Origin of the sequence: Streptomyces sp. NPDC060366 (genome assembly GCF_042725135.1) — a bacterium.
GTDB lineage: Bacteria > Actinomycetota > Actinomycetes > Streptomycetales > Streptomycetaceae > Streptomyces.
In genome coordinates, this window is sequence record NZ_JBHXDC010000006.1 from 256805 (window position 1) to 279158 (window position 22354).

The window sequence follows — 22354 nt, forward strand, 5'->3', positions numbered from 1 at the left end:
TGGCATATGGAGTCAGAGCAGGGCAATACGGGGCACAAGCATGGGCTAGGCGAACTGTGCGAAGTGGGTAAAAACCTCTATGCGGCGGCTTTGCGCCACGGCCGGCTGTCCCGCTCAGACGCGCAAGGGGCGCCCTGCCTGCTCGACTTGGCCCTGCTACGCCCGGACCCCGACGAGTTCCAGTGGCTGCGCCCGGTCCCTCCGGCGATCGCGCTGAACCAGCTCACGCATCCCATCGAGCGGGAAATCCAGGAACGCCGGCAGCTGGCGATCTCCCTGGCCGACACCTTCGAGCCGTTCATGACCCTCACAGCCATGGATCCGTCGGCCACGCATGCCATCACCGTGCTCGAAGGGCTGAGCCTCATCAACTCGACCCTGGACCGCGTCACCGGCGAATGCACCGAGGAACTGCTCACCGTCCAGCCGGGCAGCGGGCGCGCACCCGATGTCCTCGAGGAAGGGCTCCGCAGGGTTCGCCCACTGATCAGCAGGGGGGTGAAGATGCGCACCCTGTACCAGCACACCGCCCGCCATCACCCGTCCACGCTGGCCTACGTGGAACGCGTCGGCTCGCGCGGGGTGGAAGTGCGGACCCTTGAAGAGATCATCGAACGGCTGATCATCGTCGACCGCAAAGTGGCGTTCGTCCCCGCCCGCAGCGACCGCAGGATCGCTCTGGAGCTGCGCCACGAAGGCCTCGTCCAGTATCTCGTCGGCGTGTTCGAGCAGTTCTGGCTCCACGGGACCCCTTGGGACGAACCGTTGTCGTACGCGCCGGAGATGGACGGCATCACCAGCATCCAGCGCTCCATCGCCAAACTCCTGGTCGACGGCCACGTGGACGAGGCGATCGCACGTCGGCTCGGCATGAACGTACGCACCTGCCGTGCGCACATCGCCAAGCTCAACACGACGCTCGGAAGTGGCAGCCGCGCCCAACTCGGCTATCTCATCGCCCAGTCGGGGATGCTCGACCAGGACCACTGACACGCACACCCGCCCCGGAAGTTGGCCACTCCCAGCCACCGACAACGATCCCCCGGTAGCTAGAATTCCACCACCGCCATCTTCCTGCATTGCAGAAACAGGGGGGTACCCAAATGGGAGGAACCAGACCAAAGCGGGCGCATCCACATGGCGATCGGGAGCTGTGCGACGAGGCCGTACGGCTCTACACGGCGGCCCTGCGCAACGACGGGATCGGCCGCGGCGAACTGACCGCCGCTCCCTGCCTGATGGACATGGCGCTGCTGCACCCGGACCCCAGGGACGCCGACTGGCTGCGCCCCGTACCCCCGTCGGCCGCCTTGGCGCATCTCCTGCTTCCCATCACGCGGGAGATCCACGAACGGGTACGGCTCACCGCCGTCCTCGCCGACTCCCTGGCACCCCTGATGACCGTGCCGAGCGAGGACCCCAACCTCTCCATCACCGTCCTCGAAGGACTGCCGCTCATCAGCTCCGTCCTGAGGGAGGCGTCGGCCGCCGCCACGTCGGAGATCCTGACGGCGCAGCCGGGCGGCAACCGGACGAAGACAGCCATGGAGCAGGGACTCAGGAACTCCCTCACGGCCATCGAGCAGGGTGCCCGGCTCCGCCACATCTACCAGCACCCGGCGCGCTACAGCCCGCACCTCAAGGACTACATGACGCGGGTACCGACCGGCCGGCTGGAGGTACGCACCGTCGAGCAGACCGTGGAGCGGCTGATCATCGTCGACCGCGAGATGGCGCTCATCCCCGCCAACGCGGAACGGACCACCGCCCTGGAGATCCGGCACCCCGCCCTGGTCACGTACCTCGTCCAGGTCTACGACGTCCTGTGGGCCCAAGGCACACCGCTGACGGAGCACCTGACCTCGACGGCCCCGGACACCCCGGTCACCGCGGTCCAGCGTGGCATCGCGCGACTCCTCGTCGAGGGCACCACCGACGAGGCGGTCGCCCGCAAGATGGGCATCAGCGTCCGTACCTGCCGCTCCCACATAGCCAAACTGATGCAGGCCCTCGGCGCCTCCAGCCGTACCCATCTCGGCGCCCTGCTGGTCCGGTCGGGCCTGGCGGGTACCCAGGCACCTCCACCCCGGCCACAGGACGAAGGCCCGGCGCCCCCCGGATCTCTCCGGGAGGCGCCGGGCCTTCACACGTCAGGCTCCGACCAGGTCCTGTCCGATCCGCCGGACACGACCTAGTCCGACGACAGCTTCGGCTTCGGCCGCCACACCACCAGCGCGCTCGTCTGCTGCACGTCCTGATACGGCACCAGGTCCCGCCGGTACGACGCGTGCACCTGGGCCTCGCGCTGGCGCATCGCCGCCGCCGCGCCGTCCACCGCCGCGCCGAGCTCCGCCACGCGCGCCTGGAGCGCCGCGACCTGGTTCTCCAGCTCGATGATCCGCTTGATCCCGGCCAGGTTGATGCCCTCGTCCTGCGACAACTGCTGCACCTGCCGGAGCAGTTCGATGTCGCGCGCCGAGTAACGCCTGCCGCGGCCCGCCGTACGGTCCGGCGAGACCAGGCCAAGCCGGTCGTACTGGCGCAGTGTCTGTGGGTGCAGCCCGGAGAGCTGGGCCGCCACCGAGATGACGTAGACCGGCGACTCTTCGGTCAGCTCAAAGGCCTGGTTGAACGATGAGTGCGGTCGACGCCGCCCGACCCCGTCCATTGGAGTCACGCTCCCTTCGCTGCCTGGAACAGCTCGTCCCGCGGGTTCTCCCCCACGGTCGCCTTCCGGTAGGTCTCCAGCGCGTCACGAGCCTCGGCGCCGAGATCCTTGGGGACGACCACCTCGACGGTGACCAGGAGGTCGCCACGGCTGCCGTCCTTGCGTACGGCACCCTTCCCCCGGGCGCGCATCGTACGGCCGTTGGGCGTGCCCGCGGGCAGTTTCAGGGTGACCGCCGGCCCGCCCAGCGTCGGGACCTTGACCTCGCCGCCGAGCGCCGCCTCCACGAAGGTGACCGGCACGGTGACGGTGAGGTTGTCGTCCTTGCGGCCGAAGACCGGGTGCGAGCCGACATGGACGACCACGTACAGGTCGCCCGCCGGACCGCCGCGCTCACCGGGAGCGCCCTTGCCGCGCAGCCGGATCCGCTGGCCGTCACTGACGCCCGCCGGGATCCGGACCTGCATGGTCCGCGAGGACTTGGCACGGCCGCTGCCCTTGCAGACGTCGCACGGGTCCTGGGCGATCAGCCCACGGCCCTTGCAGTCCACGCACGGGTCGGTCAGCGAGAAACCGCCGCCCGTGCCGCGCGACACCTGCCCGGTGCCGACGCAGGTCGGGCAGACCCGCGGCGAACCGTTCTTGTCGCCGGTGCCCGAACACGCCTTGCAGGGAGCCTGGCTGGACATCCGCAGCGGAACCGTGGCCCCGTCGACCGCCTCGGTGAAGCTGAGCGTCACCTCGGACTCGATGTCCTGGCCGCGGCGCGGCTGCGTACGCGTGCCCGTGCCGGGACCGCCTCGGTTGAAGAGGCCGCCGAACACGTCCCCGAGCCCGCCGCCGAAGCCGCCGGCGCCGCTCTGGCCCTGGGGTCCCTGGCCGCCGCCCTGGGGCCCGCCTCCGAAGAGGTCGCCCAGGTCGAAGTTGAAGGACCCGCCGCCGCCCCCGGCACCGGGGCCGGCCCGGAAGCCGCCACCGTTGCCGAAGAGCGAGCGCGCCTCGTCGTACTCCTTGCGCCGCTTGGGGTCGCCGAGCACGTCGTTGGCCTCGGAGATCTGCTTGAAGCGCTCCTCGGCCTTGGCGTCACCCTTGTTGGCGTCCGGGTGGAACTCGCGGGCGAGCTTCCGGTACGCCTTCTTGATCTCGGCCTCGGTGGCGTCCTTGGGGACGCCGAGAACCTTGTAGTAGTCCTTCTCCACGAAGTCCTTGGTACTCATTCCCGACGTCCCTCCTCACTGCCCGTCATGCGTACTGCCTGTCATGCGTACTGCCCATCCGTACCGCCGTCCGCACGTCCCGTACCGCGGGGCCGCACGTCAGCCCTCGTCCGGGCCACCGCTCTCCTCGTCCGTGTCCGGCTCGTCGGCGGACTTCGCCTTCTCCCCGGGCTGGACCCCCGGCTGGGGCTCCGCCACGGCGACGCGCGCGGGCCTGATGGTCCGCTCGCCGAACCGGTACCCAGGCTGCAGGATCGCGACGCACGTGTCTTCGGTGACATCCGGCGCGTAGCTGTGCATCAGGGCCTCGTGGATCGTCGGGTCGAAGGGCTCGCCCTCCTTGCCGAACTGCTGGAGGCCCATCTTCGCGGCCACCGTCTCCAGCGATTCCGCCACCGACTTGAACCCGCCCACCAGCTCGTCGTGTTCCCGGGCGCGCCCGATGTCGTCGAGCACGGGCAGCAGCTCGGTAAGGAGGCTCGCGACGGCGATCTCCTTGACCGTGACCCGGTCCCGCTCGACCCGGCGGCGGTAGTTCTGGTACTCGGCCTGAAGCCGCTGGAGGTCTGCCGTGCGCTCGCCGAGCGCCGTACGGACCTGGTCCAGCTGAGCGATCAGCGCGGTCTGTGTCGCGTCTTGTTGTACGTCCCCTGCCGGGGGGGCCGCCGGGCCGGTCTCCTTCGCGGAGTCCGACTCGGCGGCCTTCGGCGCGGCGTCTTCGGGGGTGGCGCCTGAAGGGACGTCGGGCTCCTCTTCGAAGCCCGGAGTCTCCTCCGTCACGCGGCACCGTCCTTCTTGGGCTTCTCGTCGTCGACGATCTCGGCGTCCACGACGTCGTCCGCGGCGTCGGTGCCGCCGGCGGGACCGGCCTGCTCCGTGCCCGGGGCGTCGGTGGCACCGTCGGCCTGGGCGTTGGCGTACATGGCCTGGCCGAGCTTCTGCGAGACGGCGGCGACCTTCTCCGTGGCCGTACGGATCTCGGCCGTGTCCTCACCCTTGAGCTTCTCCTTCAGCTCGCCGATGGAGGTCTCGACCTCTTCCTTCACGTCACCGGGGACCTTGTCCTCGTTGTCCTTGAGGAACTTCTCGGTCTGGTAGACGAGCTGTTCGGCCTGGTTGCGGGTCTCGGCGGCCTCGCGGCGGCGGTGGTCCTCGTCCGCGTACTGCTCGGCCTCTTCACGCATCCGGTTGACCTCGTCCTTCGGCAGCGAGGAGCCACCGGTGACGGTCATCTTCTGCTCCTTGCCGGTGCCGAGGTCCTTCGCGGCCACGTGCATGATGCCGTTGGCGTCGATGTCGAAGGCGACCTCGATCTGCGGCACACCGCGCGGGGCGGGCGGCAGTCCGGTCAGCTCGAACATTCCAAGCTTCTTGTTGTACGCCGCGATCTCGCGCTCGCCCTGGTAGACCTGGATCTGCACCGACGGCTGGTTGTCCTCGGCCGTCGTGAAGATCTCGGAGCGCTTCGTCGGGATCGTGGTGTTGCGCTCGATGAGCTTGGTCATGATGCCGCCCTTGGTCTCGATACCAAGAGACAGCGGGGTGACGTCGAGCAGCAGGACGTCCTTGACCTCGCCCTTGAGGACACCGGCCTGGAGCGCGGCACCGATGGCCACGACCTCGTCCGGGTTGACGCCCTTGTTGGCGTCACGGCCGCCGGTGAGCTCCTTGACGATCTCGGCGACGGCGGGCATACGCGTGGAGCCACCGACCAGGACCACGTGGTCGATCTCGGACAGCGCGATACCGGCGTCCTTGATGACGTTGTGGAACGGGGTCTTGCAGCGCTCCAGCAGATCGGCCGTCAGCTGCTGGAACTGAGAGCGCGTGAGCTTCTCGTCCAGGTGCAGCGGGCCCTCGGCGGAGGCCGTGATGTACGGCAGGTTGATCGTGGTCTCGGTGGAGGACGACAGCTCGATCTTCGCCTTCTCCGCGGCCTCGCGGAGACGCTGGAGAGCCATCTTGTCCTTGGCCAGGTCCACGCCGTGACCGTTGGCGAACTGCTTCACCAGGTAGTCGACGACACGCTGGTCCCAGTCGTCACCACCGAGGTGGTTGTCACCGTTGGTGGCCTTCACCTCGACGACGCCGTCACCGATCTCCAGGAGCGACACGTCGAAGGTGCCGCCGCCGAGGTCGAAGACGAGGATCGTCTGGTCGTCCTTGTCGAGCCCGTACGCCAGCGCGGCGGCCGTCGGCTCGTTGACGATGCGCAGGACGTTGAGGCCCGCGATCTCGCCGGCCTCCTTCGTGGCCTGGCGCTCGGAGTCGTTGAAGTACGCCGGGACGGTGATGACCGCGTCCACGACCTTCTCGCCGAGGTAGGACTCCGCGTCGCGCTTCAGCTTCTGAAGGACGAACGCGGACATCTGCTGCGGGTTGAAGTCCTTGCCGTCGAGGTTGATCTTCCAGTCGGTGCCCATGTGGCGCTTGACCGACCGGATGGTCCTGTCGACGTTCGTGACTGCCTGGCGCTTGGCGACCTCTCCGACGAGCACCTCGCCGTTCTTGGCGAAGGCGACGACGGACGGCGTGGTCCTGGCGCCTTCGGCGTTGGTGATGACGGTGGGCTCGCCGCCTTCGAGAACGCTGACGACGGAGTTTGTCGTGCCCAGGTCGATGCCGACCGCACGTGCCATTTCGATTCCTCCAACTGACTTGAGTGGAACAGGCTCAAGGATGCACGACCGATCCTCGGGCGTCAACAGAGCTGAGTCGACCAGACTCAACTATCGTGCGGCTCAATTTCCGGGAACCTTCCGGCAACCGTGCGGTTCCCGCAGGTCCGCGCGCCTTCGGAACTTCTCTCCGCCACTGCGGCACGATCGGTCGGCAAGCGAGCGCAAAAGGCGCGATGTCGCATACAACGGTCAGGGAGGTCCCATGGTTCCGGACCTGGATCTGGACCCCAAACGCCTGCTCGATCTGACGCTCGGCACACTCCTGCTGATTCTGGCCGCGCCCGTGCTGGCCGCCGCCGCCCTCGCCCTCACGTTCTCCGCGCGGCACCCCGGCACCGCCTTCACCCACAAGCGCCTCGTCGGCCTGGAGGGCCGCGTCTTCACCGCCCGCTCCCTCGCCACCCGCCGGCACCGGCTGGACCTGCTGTCACGCCTGCCCCACGTCGTGAGCGGTGAGATGTCCCTCGTCGGCCCCGCGCCGCTCGCGCCGGGCGACCCCAGGGCCGCGGCGCCCTGGCGACGGTTCGTACGGCCGGGCCTCACCGGCCTCGCACAGGTGCGCCGCCGCTCCCCGATGCCGTGGGACGAGCCGGCGCTGCTCGACCAGCACTACGTGGAGCAGTACTGGATCGGCCTCGACCTGCTGATCCTCGTACGGACGCCGGCCGCCGCGCTCGCCCCGTACGGCGACGACCTCGTCGTACCGCGCATCCCCGCTCAGGGTCACCTCAGCGACACAGATCACCGGCCACGCGGCTACAGTGCGGCGGGATAACTGGGTACCCTCAGCACAAACCGATTAAGTTACCGCTTAGTAGAACCGCTTGGTAGCACCCCTCGACGTGGTGCTGCTCTTCCCACCCTCGCAGGCCCGAGGAGCCCCCAATGCAACTCGCCGCGATCATCGTGTCGCTGGTGCTGACCGTCGTCGGCGTCGCGCTCATCGCACGAGCCGTCGCCGAGATCTACCGGTTCGTGAAGCTCGGCTCGCCCGTACCGGCCGGCAGTCGCACCGACGACCCCAGAGCGCGCACGATCACCCTGGCCAAGGAGTTCTTCGGCCACACGCGGATGAACCGCTGGGGTGTCGTCGGCTTCGCGCACTGGTTCGTCGCGATCGGCTTCCTGACGCTCGGGCTGACGATCGTCAACGCCTACGGCCAGCTGTTCCAGGCCGACTGGATCATCCCGTACATCGGCACCTTCCTGCCGTACGAGATCTACGTCGAGTTCATCGCGCTCGCGACCACCGTCGGCATCCTCGTACTGATGGCGATCCGGCTGCTGAACCTGCCCTCGCGGGCCGGCCGCAAGTCGCGCTTCGCCGGCTCCACGGCCTGGCAGGCGTACTTCGTCGAGTACGTGATCCTCACCATCGGCGTCGCGATCCTGACCCTGCGCGGCCTCGAGGGCGCCCTGCACCACGTCGACAGCTACGAACCGGCGTACTGGGTCTCGTATCCCCTGGTCGTGGCGTTCGACGGGCTCAGCCTCGGCACGCTCCAGAACCTGGTCTACCTGACCGCCATGATCAAGCTCGGCGTGACGATGATCTGGGCCATCACCCTCGGCCTCAACACCACGATGGGCGTGGCCTGGCACCGCTTCCTGGCCTTCCCGAACATCTGGTTCAAGCGCGAGGCCGACGGCGGTACGGCGCTGGGCGCGCTCCGGCCGATGGTGTCGGACGGCAAGGAGATCGACTTCGAGGACCCGGGTGAGGACGACGTCTTCGGTGTCTCGCAGGTCGAGCAGTTCTCCTGGAAGGGCATCCTCGACTTCTCCACGTGCACCGAGTGCGGTCGCTGCCAGTCGCAGTGCCCCGCCTGGAACACCGGCAAGCCCCTCTCGCCGAAGCTCCTGATCATGTCCCTGCGCGACCACGCGCACGCCAAGGCGCCGTATCTGCTGGCCGGCGGCGGCAAGACGATGGAGGGCGAGGAGAAGGCGTCGGCGGAGGCGCTGAAGGACGTGCCCGCCGCCGCCCTCGCGGAGGCCGAGCGCCCGCTGATCGGGACGCTCGAGGCGAACGGTGTCATCGACCCGGACGTCCTGTGGTCCTGCACCACGTGCGGCGCGTGCGTCGAGCAGTGCCCGGTCGACATCGAGCACATCGACCACATCGTCGACATGCGCCGCTACCAGGTGATGATCGAGAGCTCGTTCCCCTCCGAGGCCGGGACGATGCTCAAGAACCTGGAGAAGAAGGGCAACCCCTGGGGCCTCCAGAAGAAGCAGCGTCTGGAGTGGACCAAGGAGGTCGACTTCGAGGTGCCGGTCGTCGGCCGGGACGTCGAGGACCTCACGGAGGTCGACTACCTGTACTGGGTCGGCTGCGCGGGCGCTCTTGAGGACCGCGCCAAGAAGACCACCAAGGCGTTCGCCGAACTGCTCCACATCGCGGGTGTGAAGTTCGCGATCATGGGCGGCGACGAGAAGTGCACGGGCGACTCGGCCCGCCGCCTGGGCAACGAGCCGCTGTTCCAGCAGCTCGGCCAGGAGAACGTGGCGATGCTGAACATGGCGTACGGCGAGGACGACGAGGATCCGGGGACGAAGAGGCCGAAGTCCTCGAAGAAGATCGTCGCGACCTGCCCGCACTGCTTCAACACCATCGCGAACGAGTACCCGCAGCTCGGCGGCGAGTACGAGGTCATCCACCACACCCAGCTGCTCCAGCACCTCGTCGACGAGGAGAAGCTGATCCCGGTGACCCCCGTCGAGGGTCTGATCACCTACCACGACCCCTGCTACCTGGGCCGGCACAACAAGGTCTACACACCGCCGCGCGAGATCATCGCGAAGGTGCCCGGCCTCCGTAACGAGGAGATGCACCGCCACAAGGAGCGCGGCTTCTGCTGCGGCGCGGGCGGCGCGCGGATGTGGATGGAGGAGCGGATCGGCAAGCGCATCAACAACGAGCGTGTGGACGAGGCGCTCTCGCTGAATCCGGACATCGTGTCGACGGCGTGCCCGTTCTGCCTCGTGATGCTGACCGACTCGGTCAACGGCAAGAAGAACGAGGGCAAGGCGAAGGAATCGCTCCAGGTCGTGGACGTGGCGCAGCTGCTGCTCGACTCCGTACGGACGCCGCCGTCGGACCCGGAGGACACCCCGGAGCCGGCCGAGGAACCGGAGCCGGAGCCCGCGACGTAACGCCCTCCTCAGGAAGAGCGCGGCCGGACCTGCCTCGGGGGCGGGTCCGGCCTTTCTTCTGCCCTCGGGCCATCCCTCTGACGATCCGGCCGGTGATCCCGATCGGTCCGTGATCGCGATTGGTCCGTTTCCTTACCGCGACGCGCGAACTGGAGCATCATGTGGCAGCGAATGTCATGTGCCGAGACAGATGGGTGGGTGGGGTCGTGCGCATACGCACCGGCGCGACGACAGCGGTGATGACCGGCGCCGGCGTCTGTACGGCACTGGCCCTACTGCTGACCGGTTGCAGCGGCTCCGCCGACGGCGGCGGGCCGGGCAGCGGCACCAAGGCGAAGAACGGCGACACCACGCCCCTCGCCGGCGGCGCCTCCGTACCGAAGCGCCCCGTCCCGCGCGGCGACGGCAGCGAGGTCCCCGCCGACTTCAACGGCGACGGCCACCGCGACCTCGTACTGAACGACCTGGTCAAGGCACCCGACGCGATCCAGGGCGACGACGCGGGGATCGGCATCGTGTACGGCTCCGACTCACCGCGCGGCCTCGATCCCGCCGTACGCCAGACACTGAGCCCCACCGCCAACGGCGCGGCCACCGACGGCGTCCTCCCGGCCGCCTTCGACGCGGCGGCCACCTGCGACCTGGACGGCGACGGCTACGCCGACCTGATCGTGAGCACCGACCCTCCGTACGACGGCCTCGGCCGCCCGCCCGTCCCCCTCCAGCTCCTCTTCGGCGGCCCGGACGGCATCACGGGCAAGGCGGTCGTACTCAAGATCCCCGCCAAGGCGCGCTACGGCGACGACTGGCCCGACCACCCGGTGTGCGGGGACTTCGACGGCGACGGCAAGCCGGATCTCGCAGTCTCCGCCAGCGCGGGCCAGGTCAGCTATCTGCGCGGCCCGTTCAGCCGCGCGGGCGCCCCCAAGGCGGCGACGGCCCCCGTCCCCGGCGGCGGCCCGGTCCTCTACGCCCCCACGGGCAAGGCGGACACGGACGGCGACGGCTACGACGACCTCGTCCACACCACCCGCACCCACGAGCCCGGCAAGGCCGCGAAGGGCAAGCTGCTGCTCGGCGGCCCGCGGGGACCCGGCGAGGCGGGCGGCACGTACACCTTCAAGGCGCTCGCGCTCCCGCCCGCGCCGAGACTGCCGGGCGCGGACGGCGAGCCCACCACGGACCTCCTGGACTCGGGGGACTTCACCGGCGACAAGCGCCCCGACGTGGTGACCCGCACACACCAGGGCGAGGAGAAGGACCTGATCGCGCTGTACCCCTCCGAGAAGGGCGGGAAGGCGGCTCAGCGCCCGGTGATCAGCTTCAGCACGTCGATCTTCCTCAAGTAGGGTGAACCGACCTCCCCCATCCCAGGTGTAGCAAGCCCCCCAGGGTTCCCTTAGGGGATGTCACAGCTCGGCCGCAAAGGCCGGCCGGTTCCGGCTGCGCCCGCCCGGCGCCCGTCCGGAGCGGGTACGTTCGGTGACGTGGCTGGATTCAGGATCGGACGCGGCCGGGACAACCGCACACGCCAACAACAACCGCAGCAGCAGCCGTACGGACGGCAGGCGGCGCCCCCTCCGCAGTACGGAGGTGGGCAGCCGGCACCGCCGTACGGCAGACAGCCGCACCCTCCGCAGCAGCAGTGGCCCCAGACGGGCGCCGGACACCCCGGCCCCCAGCAGGGCGGTTACGGCTACCCCGGACCGGGTGGACACGGCGGTCAGGGGGGAGGGCACGGCGAGCCCGAGTACTTCGGCGACCCGCACAACCAGCACGGCGGTGGCGGCGCCCACGACCCGTACGCGAACAACCCTGGTCACACGCAGCAGTTCAGCGTGGACGAGAGCGGCTACGGCGACGGCGCGACGTACCACGCGGGCTCCGCGCCCGCCCCGTCCGGCCCGCGACTGCACTGGAAGCAGCTGCTGAGCGGCATCGTGCTGCGCCCGAACGCGACGTTCTGGCAGATGCGCGACTACCCGGTCTGGGGCCCCGCGCTGGTCGTGACGTTCCTCTACGGGCTGCTGGCCATCTTCGGCTTCGACGGGGCCCGCGAGGAGGCGATCAACGCCACCCTCTCGACGGCGATCCCGTACGTCCTGACGACGGCCGTGGCCTTCGTGATCGGCGGCCTGATCCTGGGCGCGGTGACCCACACGATGGCCCGCCAGCTCGGCGGTGACGGCGCCTGGCAGCCGACGGTCGGCCTCTCCATGCTGATCATGTCGATAACGGACGCACCGCGCCTGGTCTTCGCGCTCTTCCTGGGCGGCGAGAACTCACTGGTGCAGATCCTCGGCTGGGTCACCTGGGTCGCTGCGGGAGCGCTGTTCACGGTGATGGTGAGCAGGTCGCACGACCTGCCGTGGCCGAAGGCGCTGGGCGCGTCGGCGATCCAGCTGATCGCGCTGCTGTCCCTGATCAAGCTCGGCACGATCTAGCGGCCCGGACCCGCCGTCGACGGCGGCGGGTCCCCCGGTCTCTCCCCCGGCTCTCCCGCCCCGCTCTCAGGAGTCGAGTATCTGCCCGGAGCGCCGCACGACGGGAGCCTCGACGCTCCAGGGGAAGTTGATCCACTCGTCGGTGCGCTTCCACACGTACTCGCACTTCACCAGCGAGTGCGTCTTCTCATAGATGACGGCGCTGCGGACCTCGGCGACGTGGTTGAGACAGAAGTCGTGAACGAGCTTGAGGGTGCGCCCGGTGTCGGCGACGTCGTCGGCGATGAGGACCTTCTTGTTGGAGAAGTCGACCACGTTCGGCACCGGCGCCAGCATGACCGGCATCTCGAGAGTCGTACCAACTCCCGTGTAGAACTCGACGTTCACCAGGTGGATGTTCTTGCAGTCGAGCGCGTAGGCGAGCCCGCCGGCGACGAACACCCCGCCGCGCGCGATGCTCAGGACGACATCCGGCTCGTACCCGTCGTCCGCGACGGCCTGCGCCAGCTCCCGTACGGCGGCGCCGAAGCGCTCGTACGTCAGGTTCTCCCGTATGTCGTCCACGTCCTTCACACCTGCGTCCGGTGGAAGTTGAGGAACGAACGGGAGGCGGTCGGCCCGCGCTGGCCCTGGTAACGCGACCCGTAGCGCTCGGAGCCGTACGGGAACTCCGCCGGCGAACTCAGCCGGAACAGACACAGCTGCCCGATCTTCATACCGGGCCAGAGCTTGATGGGCAGGGTCGCGAGATTCGACAGCTCCAGGGTCACGTGCCCGGAGAAGCCGGGGTCGATGAAACCGGCGGTCGAGTGCGTGACGAGCCCCAGACGGCCGAGACTCGATTTCCCCTCCAGCCGGGAGGCGATGTCGTCGGGCAGCGAGATGACCTCGTACGACGAGGCGAGCACGAACTCACCGGGGTGCAGGATGAACGCCTCGTCCCCGGCCGGCTCCACGGTCCGCGTCAGATCGACCTGCTCGACGGCGGGGTCGATGTGCGGATAGCGGTGGTTCTCGAACACGCGGAAGAACCGGTCGAGCCGCACGTCGATGCTCGACGGCTGCACCATCGATTCGTCGTAAGGGTCGATACGCACGCGCCCGGAATCGATCTCGGCCCGGATGTCCTTGTCAGAGAGAAGCACGCCCCGAGGATACGCAGAACGCGCGGGCCCACCCCAACTCGGGCAACCCCGCGCGCCCCTACCGACCACCCGCGTCAGCGCCGCCCGACCTCCACCGGGACGGCATGCCGCAACCGCGCACAACGCGGACACCGAATGAGCCGCCCGGGCCCGAGCCGCCCGTTGTCAAGCTGCTGCATCGGAAACGACGTAGTACTGAACACATGCCCTTCGGCACAGCGGACGACGGTGCGCTCCATCAAATCCATCAGGTCCCTTCCCCAAAACGCGGACGAACCCACACATTAGGGGATGAACAAACAGCCCACCGAAGCGGCACTCCGACCCTGAACGCTACGCCCCAACTCCCGCGACCGACAGCGCCATCGAGCACGCGGAGTCGACAATGGGGTAGAGTGTCCACGGACGCGCCAGTGATCATGGGCGCTCCGGCGGGTGTAGTTTAATGGTAGAACATGAGCTTCCCAAGCTCAGAGCGCGAGTTCGATTCTCGTCACCCGCTCCACGACGAAGGCCCAAGTCAGCGACTTGGGCCTCCTTTGTTGTCTAGACCATTTTCCGGCCGCGTGCCATTCGCGTGCCATAGCGACCCCTCCGACCAGGTCGAACGTCGCCGCCGGACCCCCTCAGCCAGCACCTGACACTCCGTCGTCTCATTTGATAAGACACACTTTGAGTGACCTGCATCACAGCAGACGGATCGGGCTGAGCTGTGCGGTGGCGAATCCGCTGCGGGGCGACTGCTCTTGTCGTCGTCGCTCTGCGGCAGGAGCAAGCAGCCTTCGGACTACCGGCGACGAGCGGCCTGTGGGCCGGGCCCCGGCGAGCGTGGCTGGAGAGGGTGAACGGTCGCGCCGCTGCCGCTCTGCTGGGGTGGCTGTGTCTGGCGGCGGACGTCGTGGTCGATGTCGGCGGCGAGCCGGCGCTGATGCTCCTTGGTGGAGTGCTGGTATATGAGCTGCGCCTTCTCGGAGGACTGGCCCGCGCGGACCATGAGGTCCTTCAGCTTGGCCCCCGTATCGGCGGCGAGGGTGTTGCCGGTGTGCCGCAGATCGTAGAAGCGGAAGCCATCGGGCAGGCCCGCCCGGTCCCGGGCTCTTCGCCACTTGCGCCCGAAGGTCGTACCGCGCAGGGCCGCGCCCTTCTCTCCGACGAACACCAGCCCGTCGCTTCCTGGCTCGGCGAACCATTCCAGGTGACGGCGGAGGTCTTCATACAGGAAGGCGGGCAGGGCGATCTCCCGTTTGCCGGCACGGGACTTGGGGTCGCCGATGACGCGGTGTCCGGTGTTCAGCTCGGGCGCGGCGCGGCGTATCCAGAGGGAGCCGGCGTCGAGGTCGATGTCTCCTCGGCGGAGTTCGGCGAGTTCCTCAGGGCGCATCGAGGCGAACGCGCCGAGGAGGACCATCAGCCGCCAGCGCAGGCCGATGACGTCGGCGACAGCGAAGACCTGGGCCACCGTCGCGACGGGTCGTTCGTCGGCTTCTTCGCGTCCCGCGCCGCGGATACGGCACGGGTTCTTGCGGATCATGTTGTCGTCGGCCGCGGTCTCCATGATGGCTTTCAGCAGCCGGTACGACTTGGCGACCGTGGTCCTGCCGGTGGCCCGCAGCCGCTCCGCGCGCCATGACCTGACGCGGGCCGGACTGACGGCGTTGACGTACAGAGCACCGAACGTCGGCTCCAGGTGGAGTCGCAGGAGCCGGCGGTACAGCTCGTCCGTTGTGGGTGCGAGGCCCCGTTCGTCGATCCAGCGGGTGGCGTACTCGGCGAACAGCACCTCGCCGTCGGCCGGGTCGATCCAGTCGCCACGCGTCTGGTCGGCTTGGACCTGAGCGAGGAAGACCTCGGCGTCGCGCTTCGTCTCGTACGTGTCGGGGGCTGGGCGCAACATGCCGTCGGTGCCGGGGTACCGGGCCTGGTACCGGCCGGACGGCAGTTTGCGGATCGCGCCGAAGCGGCGACGCGAAGCCCCACGGGCGCGGGCGCTCACGCCGCTCTCCCGTGACGGGACCGCGTACTGCGGACGGGCTCGATGGTCCGCTCGTCCACGTAGGTGCGAAGGACGCTTTCGGCGATGCGGACGTACTTGCCGACCTTGACGTAGCGGATACGGCGCTCGTGGATCAGGCGGCGTATGAACCGCTCGCCGGTACCGAGCCGTTCGGCGGCGTCGGCCACGGTGAGGAGGCGATCGGGCTCGTTGCTCACCTCCTTCCCGGCATCGGTCCGGGCGGAAGATCCGCGCGAGGGCATGGCGGAGCGGTGCAAGAACGTTCCTGTTCCGGCGCGCGGGGACTGGCATCCCTGGGCGGCGCCTTGGGTGTTGATCGCGGAAGGGCGGGGAGAGGCTGGTCAGCCCGGCTAAGGGGCGGTCGGCTCCGGCAGGGGTGCGGAGGGCGAGACGCGCGGCGCGCCTGCAATGACAGCGAGGTCGTCGATACCGGGGCGTCGTGGGGTGCGTTCGATACGGCACGAGGCGGTGTTGGTCACCGTGCGGCTCAAAGCGGGTGCCCGGTCGGCGAGTTGACGCTGGTGGATGCCTTGCCAGGTGCCGACGAATTCAACGGTGGGGTCAGCCCGGATTCCCGGCGGGCCTATTGCGAGCGGCCTGATTTCCATAGCCAAATTTGTACCTCGCGTTCGCCGGTTTGGTGAACCGGCGTTCTGCGGCTATGTTGCGCCCCGTTTCACCACCACAGGGAAGTCGAGCGGGATGCCCGAGGGCACAGTGCGAGTGTCGGCGGCGGGCGTCGAGGTGTGGTCTGACGTGGGGTTGTGTGTTGTAGCTCGGGTCACGGCGGCTGTGCAAGGTTCCGCGATGTGACGCTTCTGGCTTTGCCCTTGGGCGGGCTTTTTCGTCAACCGGCGTTTCGGGTCTACCGTTAGAGAAAGACCTCGCAGCAGGTGTTCGCCGACAGCTGTCCGCTTTCTCCGGTGAATGCTGGACTTTTGCGGCGTGGGTGTGGCTTCTTGGATTCGCCCGCCCGGAAATGAGGCCGGCTCCCGCCGCGCAAAGCGCCGGGAGCCGCCAAGTCCCCTGCCGATTCGCCCTTCCGCGACGAACACAACGGTGTGCCATGGGTGCCAGCCCAATGGCCACCGGGTGAGGAACCTCTATGCCCGACCTTACGGCCCAGCCCGCCGTAGGCATCTTCCATGCCCCGAGGCCGAGCCAGCCGCCTGGTCCCACCGCAGCCGGCCGCCGGGGCGGCCGATGAGCAAGGACGCTCGTGAATGGGTGTGGGAGCACAGCTCCAGCCGGGGAACCGCGCGCCTTGTCCTGCTGTCGATCGCCGACCGGGTGCCGGACGAGCAGTGCGTCGCCTGGGCCTCGATCGCCTCGCTCATGCAGCGGACGAACGCGAGCCGCAACGCCGTGCGGGGCGCTCTGACCACCCTCGCGGCGAGCGGCGAGCTGGAGACGCTGGACACCTTCATCGGCCCGCAGCGCAGCACGGTCTACCGGCTGCCGCGCACCGCCGCACAGCTCGCCAAGGCCGCCGCGGCCACGGAGGACGACCCCGGGGCGATTGTCGAGCCGCCGGCCGCCTCCGATCCAGTGCCTGAGCTGGACGGGAAGCGGCTGCGGAGGCACGGAATCTGGCCCAGGGACGGGTCGGAATCCGACCCCCGTCGCCAGAATCCGACCGGGTCGGAATCTGCCCCCTCACGTCAGAATCCGACCCCTCGACGGGTCGGATCCCGACCCCCGGAAGGGTCAGAAACTGACCCCCAGAACCGTAGTGAACCGAAGGTGAACCGTAGGTACAGCAGCAGTGGTGCTGCCGCCGTCACCTCGGCCGGCGAGTGGCAGGCCGGCCCGGACACCCATGCCTGGGCCCGCCAGCAGGGCCACCTCGAACGCCTCGGCGAACAGGGCCTCGCCACCGCCGACATGAAGTGGCGTGTCCACCGTGCCGACTTCGGGCCCCGCACGGCAGGAGCGTGGGCGGCGGACTGGCGGTCCTGGATCGCCCGGGAGCACAACCCCACACCCAGCCGCCCGAATCTCCACGCGATGCCCGGCCAAGACCCCTCCCCCGCCGGAGGGTTGACCCGGACCCAGGCCCACATCGCCGCCCTGCGTGCCGCGCTCGACGAGCCGAACGGAGTAGCACCCCGGTGACCCCCAACGAAGTCGGCGCTCTGCTGGCCTACCTCGGCCGGCTCGACCCGCGCCTCATCCGCATCGACACCGGCGAAGCCCGCGACCAGATAGCCCAGTGGCACCACCTGCTCGGCGACGTGCCCCTGGAAACCGGGCACGAATGGGACACCCGCCTCGTCGCACGGGAACACATCCTCAACTCGCCGTACCCGATCATCCCCGCCGACATCGCCCGCCGGTGGAACGCCTACCGCCGCGACCGCCTCCACCGGCACACCGACCCCACCCCGACCGCCGATCCGGACGACCAGGCCGCCTGGACCGCCGAACTGGCCCGCACCAGGCGGGCCGTGGCCACCGGCAGCGCCGAGCCCGCCCAGCACAAGGCCCTCACCGGCGGCCGGGCACGCCCCGACCTGGAGGCGCGGCTGCGGGAGATCGGCTCCTGCATACCCCCGGCCGTCCGCACTCAACTGGCCACCTACCGGCCCACCCGCACGGCCCGCGAAACGGCCATCACACAGGGCCGACCGGACGCCCTCGGCGTCCGCTGCGACTGGTGCCACGCCCCCGAGGGACAGCCCTGCCGCAGCAGGCGCGTCGGCCCCGACGGCGGCACCAGGGGCAACGCCCCCCGGACAACACCCCACCCGAGCCGCCTCGAATCCGCCGCCGCGCAGGATGCACAGCAGCCCGCGACGGCCTCCGACAGGACGAATTCGAGGTCGCCGAGCAGCCGGCCCGCGCCCAACGGACCCGGCATGGACGAGGCGGTGACCCGCCAGCCCTCGGCTGACACTGCGAACTCCCCTCTCGGAAAGGCCGCATGAGCAACCTCCTGTCCCCTGGTTCTCTCACCGCCCTGCCTGCGCTTCTCGCGGTCGGCATCGCGGTCACTGGCATGGTCGCCCTCGCGGCAGCGGGATGGGCCCGCCGACGGCGTGCCGCACGGAGCGAGCGTCGGCCGGGCAGTCCGGCGGTGAAGGTCGCCGCGCTCGCGGCGCTCGGCTGCACCGCCTACAGCGCCGACACCAGCTGGCGCTTCGCCGCCGACTACCTCGACATGGCCGGCACCGTCGAGCGCGCCATGATGTTCGGCGCCGCGGAACTGGCCCTCTTCGCGACCGCGCTGATGGCCCGGCAGAACCTCAACACCCAGGGCACGCCGGGGCTGCCCGGCACCCTGGTCTGGGTCATCACCGGGGTGCAGATCATCCCGGCGTACGCCGAGTCCGGTCCGGTCGGCGGCACCGTGCGGGCCTTCGTCGGCCCGGTCATGGCCGCGATGCTCTGGCACCTGGCCATGGGCATCGAACTGCGCCTGCACAAGCCGGACGCCGCCTCGCACAGCCTGCTCGCCACCCTCGGCCGCGAGGCGCGCGAACGGCTGCTCTCCCGCCTGGGCATCGCCGCCCGCGACCGCGACGCCGCGCAGATCACCCGCGACCGTGCCACCGCACGCGCCGTCACCCTCGCTACCCGCCTCGCCGAACACACCCCCGCCCAACGGCAGAAGTGGCGCGGGCGACGTCTCACTCGGCGGCTGTCAAAGGCACTCGGCAGAGCCGCCGTCGGCACCGACCCAGCCCAACGCGCCGACCTCCTCGACCAGCTCGCCGCCCGCCGCCACGCACACGCCCTCGCCACCGTCCCCCTCCCCTCCCCCTGGACCACCGGACACGACGAACCCGCTGAACCGACGTCAGCCGCGGTCCCCGCACCGCAGGCCCGGAGCGCCTCGGTCCCCGTCGACGGTCCCCGCACGGATACCGAACCCGTCGGGGACAGGACAGCCGGGACCGAACGGGGACCGGTCCCCAAAAGCACAAGCCACAGCTTGGGGACCGACGTGGGGACCGAACGGGGACCGGTCCCCGAAAGCCGATACCAAGACGCGGGGACCGAGCGTTTCGCGGGAGAAATGCCTGCTCAAACCCCCCAAACGCACCGGGGACCGAAGGGGACCAAGTCGGGGACCGACCGCATCGGGGACCGGGGACCGAGCGGGACCGACACGGGGACCGGGACCCGCTCGGGGACCGGGCGTGGCGGGGACCGGGGCCGTGTTGGCACGGTCCCAGCACGGCGGAAGCCGAAGGGGAAGGGCAAGCGGAAGCGGACCCGTGCATGCCAGGCGAAGGGCGCGTCGAGGGGATCGGCGCTGCCGGTGGAGCAGCTCGTCACCAGGGTCAGACCCCATGTTCCGGCGCTCCTGGAGCGGGACGGCAACGAGACCGTCAACCGAGTTCAGCTGCGGGAGATCCTCCGCAACGAGGGCCTGACGGGCGGCCGGAACGACCGTCTGGGCCTCGTCCTGCAAGAACTGCGCACCAAAACCACCACCTGACATCCGACAACCACGCACGATGAGGAACCGAAACCGATGACAGACCCGCAGAACACCCCCGCACACGAGCCCGGTCAGGAGGACTCCAACTCGGCTGCGGGCGGAGCAAGTTATCGCGTGAGCATTGCTGCCGATGGCAGCAATGCTCACGCGTCTCCCGCCCCGGGGGTGGCGGGAGCCGGTCTGCGCCAGGGGGCGCCGGCCGGTTCGGATGGGGCCGAGGGCGGCCTCCATCCGGAACAGCAGGAGGAGCAGCACGCGTGCCGTCGTTCGTCGTGTGAGCACGCTTGCGCCGCTCCGTTGAAGCCGCGTGTGAAGCAGCGTGAGCGTCTGCGTGACGACGACAAACGTATGCACCAGCCGAGCTGCCGTATGAACGACACCGAGTACCAGCGTCTGGCCCGTGGCGCTGCCGCCTGCGGTATGAGCATCGCCGCGTTCCTCGCCCGCGCCGGTCTCAACGCCGCCCGTGATCTCGACCGGACCGCCGCCGAGGTGGCCGGTGAACGCGAAGTGGTGAGCGAGCTGTTCGCGCTGCGCCGGCATCTCGGCCAGATCGGCAACAACCTCAACCAGGTCACCAAGGCCGCCAACTCCGGCGCCGACGCTCTCCACGCCACCGCTGTTCTCGACGCCGTCGAACGCGCCGCACGGCGGGTCGACGCCTTCACCCAGAACTACCTCGGCAACGAGAACCGGCCCGGATGATTCCCTGTGTTCAGAAACGGGGCAGCCGCACTGTCGGCCTTGTCTTCTACCTGTACGAGCCCGGCCGGTGTGAGGAGCACACCGACCCCCATCTCGTCGCGGCTTGGGACGCCTTCGCCCCCGACCCCGGCCGCCACCCGGACGCCACCTACGCCGACCTCGCACGGCTCCTGGACCAGCCCGTCGACGCCCTGGTCCCCTCACGCCGCCCCGACCAGCACGTGTGGCACCTGTCCGTACGCAACAGCCCCGACGACCCGCTGCTCACCGACGAGCAGTGGGCGGACATCGCCCGCCGCATGGTCGCCGCCACCGGCATCGCCCCCACCGCAGACGACACCGCGTGCCGCTGGGCCGCCGTACGCCACGCGGACGACCACATCCACATCGTCGCCACCCTCGTCCGTGAAGACGGCCGAAGGCCACGGCTGAACAACGACGCCGCCCGCGCCCAGGCCGAAGCACGTCTCCTCGAAGCCGAGTACGGCCTGCGGCAGCTCAACCCCGGTGACGGCACCGCCGCGAAACGCCCCACCAGCGCGGAGCGCCACAAAGCCGCACGCGAGAACCGACCCCAGACCCCGCGCGAGGAACTACGCGAAACAGTCCGCCACGCGGCAGCCGGCACCATGAACGAGACCGAGTTCTTCCACCGCCTCACCGCCGCCGGTCTCCTGATTCACCAGCGCACCGCGCCCTCCGGCGACCTCCTCGGCTACAAGGTCGCCCTGCCCGACGACCGCAACCACGACGGTGAACCCGTCTTCTACGCGGGCTCCACCCTCGCCCCCGACCTCTCCCTCCCCAAGATCCGCAAACGGTGGACCACCAGCGGTTCGGAGTCGGGCCGTGACGCCTCCGCGTCCGCAGGCCCCCGGTGGCCGGGGCCGGCGGGTGCCAGACGGCAAGCGACGAACGCCATGTGGCAGGCACTGCTGGTCATCGACCACGGCACCGACGAGCAGGTCGCCGCCCGCATCACCGGAGCCGGGGAAGTCCTGGACGCGCTCGCCACCACCTCCGCCGCCCCCACCAGAAGTGAACTGCGCCGGGCCGCCTTCGTGTTCGAGCGCGCCACCCGCTCCCACACCCAGGCAGCAAGCGGACACGACCGGGCACTTCGCCACGCCGCACGCGACCTCGTCCGCAGCGGGCCCGTCCTCGGAAGCGGGGAGGACGGGGCGACCACGGCGATGGTGATCGACATGGCGTTCTTCCTCATCACCGCCGCCGCCCACTGGCACGCCAGGAAGAATCACGCCCAACAGGCCGCAGCGGCATTTCAAACCGCCCAACACCTGCGCACCGCCTACCGGAGCGCCGCCCAGCACCCCATGGCCGTACTCCACCAACGAGGCCAGCACCTCACCCGGCCCCGGCTGCAGAGGCAAGCCGCGCAGGTCCGGCAGGCGGTGCCAGAGCTGGCCGAGCAGATCCTCGCCGAACCCGGCTGGCCCGCCCTCGCCGCCACCCTCACCGACGCCGAAGCCGCCGGACACCAACCCGCCACACTGCTCACCGAAGCCACCAGACGACGCGAGCTTCACACCGCCGACTCCATCAGCGAAGTGCTGGTGTGGCGGCTGCGCCGCACCGCCGACCTGCCCGCAGATACACAGCTGATGCCCATCGCAGCCAGCGCGACCCCAGGTCCGCACTCACGCACAACCCGCCCTGTCACCGACCGGTCCGGAGCCGATCAGCGGCGCAGGGCGCGATGAGCGAGTCGGTTGGGCATGCGGCCAGCCGGCCTTCCTGCGAGCGGGGTGTATGGGGAGATACCTACCGGTAGGGTCCACACCCGCAGGTCCGCCCGGCAGCTACGCCACGCCCGCGCCTCTGACTTCAAGGCCCTGAGCAGCGCCCAGGGAGTTCAC

Annotated in this window: 19 protein-coding genes and 1 tRNA gene; 12 read left to right on the plus strand and 8 right to left on the minus strand. The window is 69.6% G+C overall.

Annotated features, from left to right (window positions below; translation table 11 throughout):
* Window positions 1-6 precede the first annotated feature (6 nt).
* Both ACFWHU_RS17930 and ACFWHU_RS17935 read left to right on the plus strand, forming a co-directional pair.
* Window positions 7-990 carry a helix-turn-helix transcriptional regulator gene (locus ACFWHU_RS17930; protein ID WP_385797951.1) on the plus strand — a complete coding sequence of 328 codons (984 nt, stop codon included), beginning with the start codon at window positions 7-9 and terminating at the stop codon, window positions 988-990.
* 113 nt (window positions 991-1103) lie between these two features.
* Window positions 1104-2195: a LuxR C-terminal-related transcriptional regulator gene (locus tag ACFWHU_RS17935; protein ID WP_387225511.1), complete on the plus strand. Its 1092-nt coding sequence runs from the start codon at window positions 1104-1106 to the stop codon at window positions 2193-2195.
* On the opposite strand, the gene ACFWHU_RS17940 is transcribed toward ACFWHU_RS17935, so the two are convergent.
* The 4 genes from ACFWHU_RS17940 to dnaK all read right to left on the minus strand — a co-directional run bounded on the left by ACFWHU_RS17940 (window position 2192) and on the right by dnaK (window position 6524).
* On the minus strand, window positions 2192-2668 hold the full coding sequence (locus ACFWHU_RS17940) for a heat shock protein transcriptional repressor HspR (protein WP_387225512.1): 477 nt from the start codon (window positions 2666-2668) through the stop codon (window positions 2192-2194). The genes ACFWHU_RS17935 and ACFWHU_RS17940 overlap by 4 nt on opposite strands.
* Window positions 2669-2673: 5 nt before the next feature.
* A complete protein-coding gene (dnaJ, locus tag ACFWHU_RS17945; RefSeq protein WP_078075944.1) occupies window positions 2674-3885 on the minus strand; it encodes a molecular chaperone DnaJ in 1212 nt (403 codons plus the stop codon).
* Window positions 3886-3984: 99 nt separating this feature from the next.
* Window positions 3985-4665 carry a nucleotide exchange factor GrpE gene (grpE, locus tag ACFWHU_RS17950; RefSeq protein ID WP_387225513.1) on the minus strand — a complete coding sequence of 227 codons (681 nt, stop codon included), beginning with the start codon at window positions 4663-4665 and terminating at the stop codon, window positions 3985-3987.
* Window positions 4662-6524 carry a molecular chaperone DnaK gene (dnaK, locus tag ACFWHU_RS17955; protein WP_385797958.1) on the minus strand — a complete coding sequence of 621 codons (1863 nt, stop codon included), beginning with the start codon at window positions 6522-6524 and terminating at the stop codon, window positions 4662-4664. Before dnaK ends, grpE begins: the two co-directional genes overlap by 4 nt.
* Window positions 6525-6768: 244 nt before the next feature.
* On the opposite strand from dnaK, the gene ACFWHU_RS17960 reads away from it, so the two are divergent.
* From ACFWHU_RS17960 to ACFWHU_RS17975, 4 genes are all read left to right on the plus strand, one after another.
* Window positions 6769-7341: a sugar transferase gene (locus tag ACFWHU_RS17960; RefSeq protein WP_385797960.1), complete on the plus strand. Its 573-nt coding sequence runs from the start codon at window positions 6769-6771 to the stop codon at window positions 7339-7341.
* A 110-nt stretch (window positions 7342-7451) separates the two neighbouring features.
* Window positions 7452-9722: a heterodisulfide reductase-related iron-sulfur binding cluster gene (locus tag ACFWHU_RS17965; protein ID WP_387225514.1), complete on the plus strand. Its 2271-nt coding sequence runs from the start codon at window positions 7452-7454 to the stop codon at window positions 9720-9722.
* A gap of 239 nt (window positions 9723-9961) precedes the next feature.
* Complete coding sequence (locus tag ACFWHU_RS17970) at window positions 9962-11071, plus strand: FG-GAP repeat domain-containing protein (protein WP_387225699.1); 1110 nt, start codon at window positions 9962-9964, stop codon at window positions 11069-11071.
* A gap of 138 nt (window positions 11072-11209) precedes the next feature.
* Complete coding sequence (locus ACFWHU_RS17975; RefSeq protein ID WP_385797964.1) at window positions 11210-12166, plus strand: Yip1 family protein; 957 nt, start codon at window positions 11210-11212, stop codon at window positions 12164-12166.
* A 66-nt stretch (window positions 12167-12232) separates the two neighbouring features.
* Here ACFWHU_RS17975 and ACFWHU_RS17980 read toward each other — a convergent pair whose 3' ends face one another.
* Window positions 12233-12730, minus strand: coding sequence for a phosphoribosyltransferase (locus ACFWHU_RS17980; protein ID WP_387225515.1), 498 nt, complete (start codon window positions 12728-12730; stop codon window positions 12233-12235).
* A gap of 5 nt (window positions 12731-12735) precedes the next feature.
* Entirely contained in the window at window positions 12736-13311 is a 576-nt protein-coding gene (dcd, locus tag ACFWHU_RS17985) for a dCTP deaminase (RefSeq protein ID WP_381795719.1), read from the minus strand.
* 431 nt (window positions 13312-13742) lie between these two features.
* Here dcd and ACFWHU_RS17990 point away from each other — a divergent pair.
* Window positions 13743-13816 (plus strand) — tRNA-Gly (locus tag ACFWHU_RS17990).
* 282 nt (window positions 13817-14098) lie between these two features.
* On the opposite strand, the gene ACFWHU_RS17995 is transcribed toward ACFWHU_RS17990, so the two are convergent.
* Window positions 14099-15304, minus strand: a complete 1206-nt coding sequence (locus tag ACFWHU_RS17995; protein ID WP_387225516.1) for a tyrosine-type recombinase/integrase — start codon at window positions 15302-15304, stop codon at window positions 14099-14101.
* Entirely contained in the window at window positions 15301-15522 is a 222-nt protein-coding gene (locus tag ACFWHU_RS18000) for a helix-turn-helix domain-containing protein (RefSeq protein WP_364758718.1), read from the minus strand. The genes ACFWHU_RS17995 and ACFWHU_RS18000 overlap by 4 nt, the downstream gene beginning before the upstream one ends.
* Window positions 15523-16528: 1006 nt before the next feature.
* Between ACFWHU_RS18000 and ACFWHU_RS18005 the strand changes: the two genes are divergently transcribed.
* The 5 genes from ACFWHU_RS18005 to ACFWHU_RS18025 all read left to right on the plus strand — a co-directional run bounded on the left by ACFWHU_RS18005 (window position 16529) and on the right by ACFWHU_RS18025 (window position 22198).
* Window positions 16529-17440, plus strand: coding sequence for a helix-turn-helix domain-containing protein (locus tag ACFWHU_RS18005; protein WP_387225517.1), 912 nt, complete (start codon window positions 16529-16531; stop codon window positions 17438-17440).
* Complete coding sequence (locus tag ACFWHU_RS18010; protein ID WP_387225518.1) at window positions 17437-18252, plus strand: hypothetical protein; 816 nt, start codon at window positions 17437-17439, stop codon at window positions 18250-18252. The genes ACFWHU_RS18005 and ACFWHU_RS18010 overlap by 4 nt, the downstream gene beginning before the upstream one ends.
* Window positions 18249-19769 carry a hypothetical protein gene (locus tag ACFWHU_RS18015; protein ID WP_387225519.1) on the plus strand — a complete coding sequence of 507 codons (1521 nt, stop codon included), beginning with the start codon at window positions 18249-18251 and terminating at the stop codon, window positions 19767-19769. The genes ACFWHU_RS18010 and ACFWHU_RS18015 overlap by 4 nt, the downstream gene beginning before the upstream one ends.
* Before the next feature lie 312 nt (window positions 19770-20081).
* Window positions 20082-20477, plus strand: coding sequence for a plasmid mobilization protein (locus ACFWHU_RS18020; RefSeq protein ID WP_078075956.1), 396 nt, complete (start codon window positions 20082-20084; stop codon window positions 20475-20477).
* Complete coding sequence (locus ACFWHU_RS18025; protein ID WP_387225520.1) at window positions 20474-22198, plus strand: relaxase/mobilization nuclease domain-containing protein; 1725 nt, start codon at window positions 20474-20476, stop codon at window positions 22196-22198. Before ACFWHU_RS18020 ends, ACFWHU_RS18025 begins: the two co-directional genes overlap by 4 nt.
* The last annotated feature ends 156 nt before the right edge of the window (window positions 22199-22354 follow it).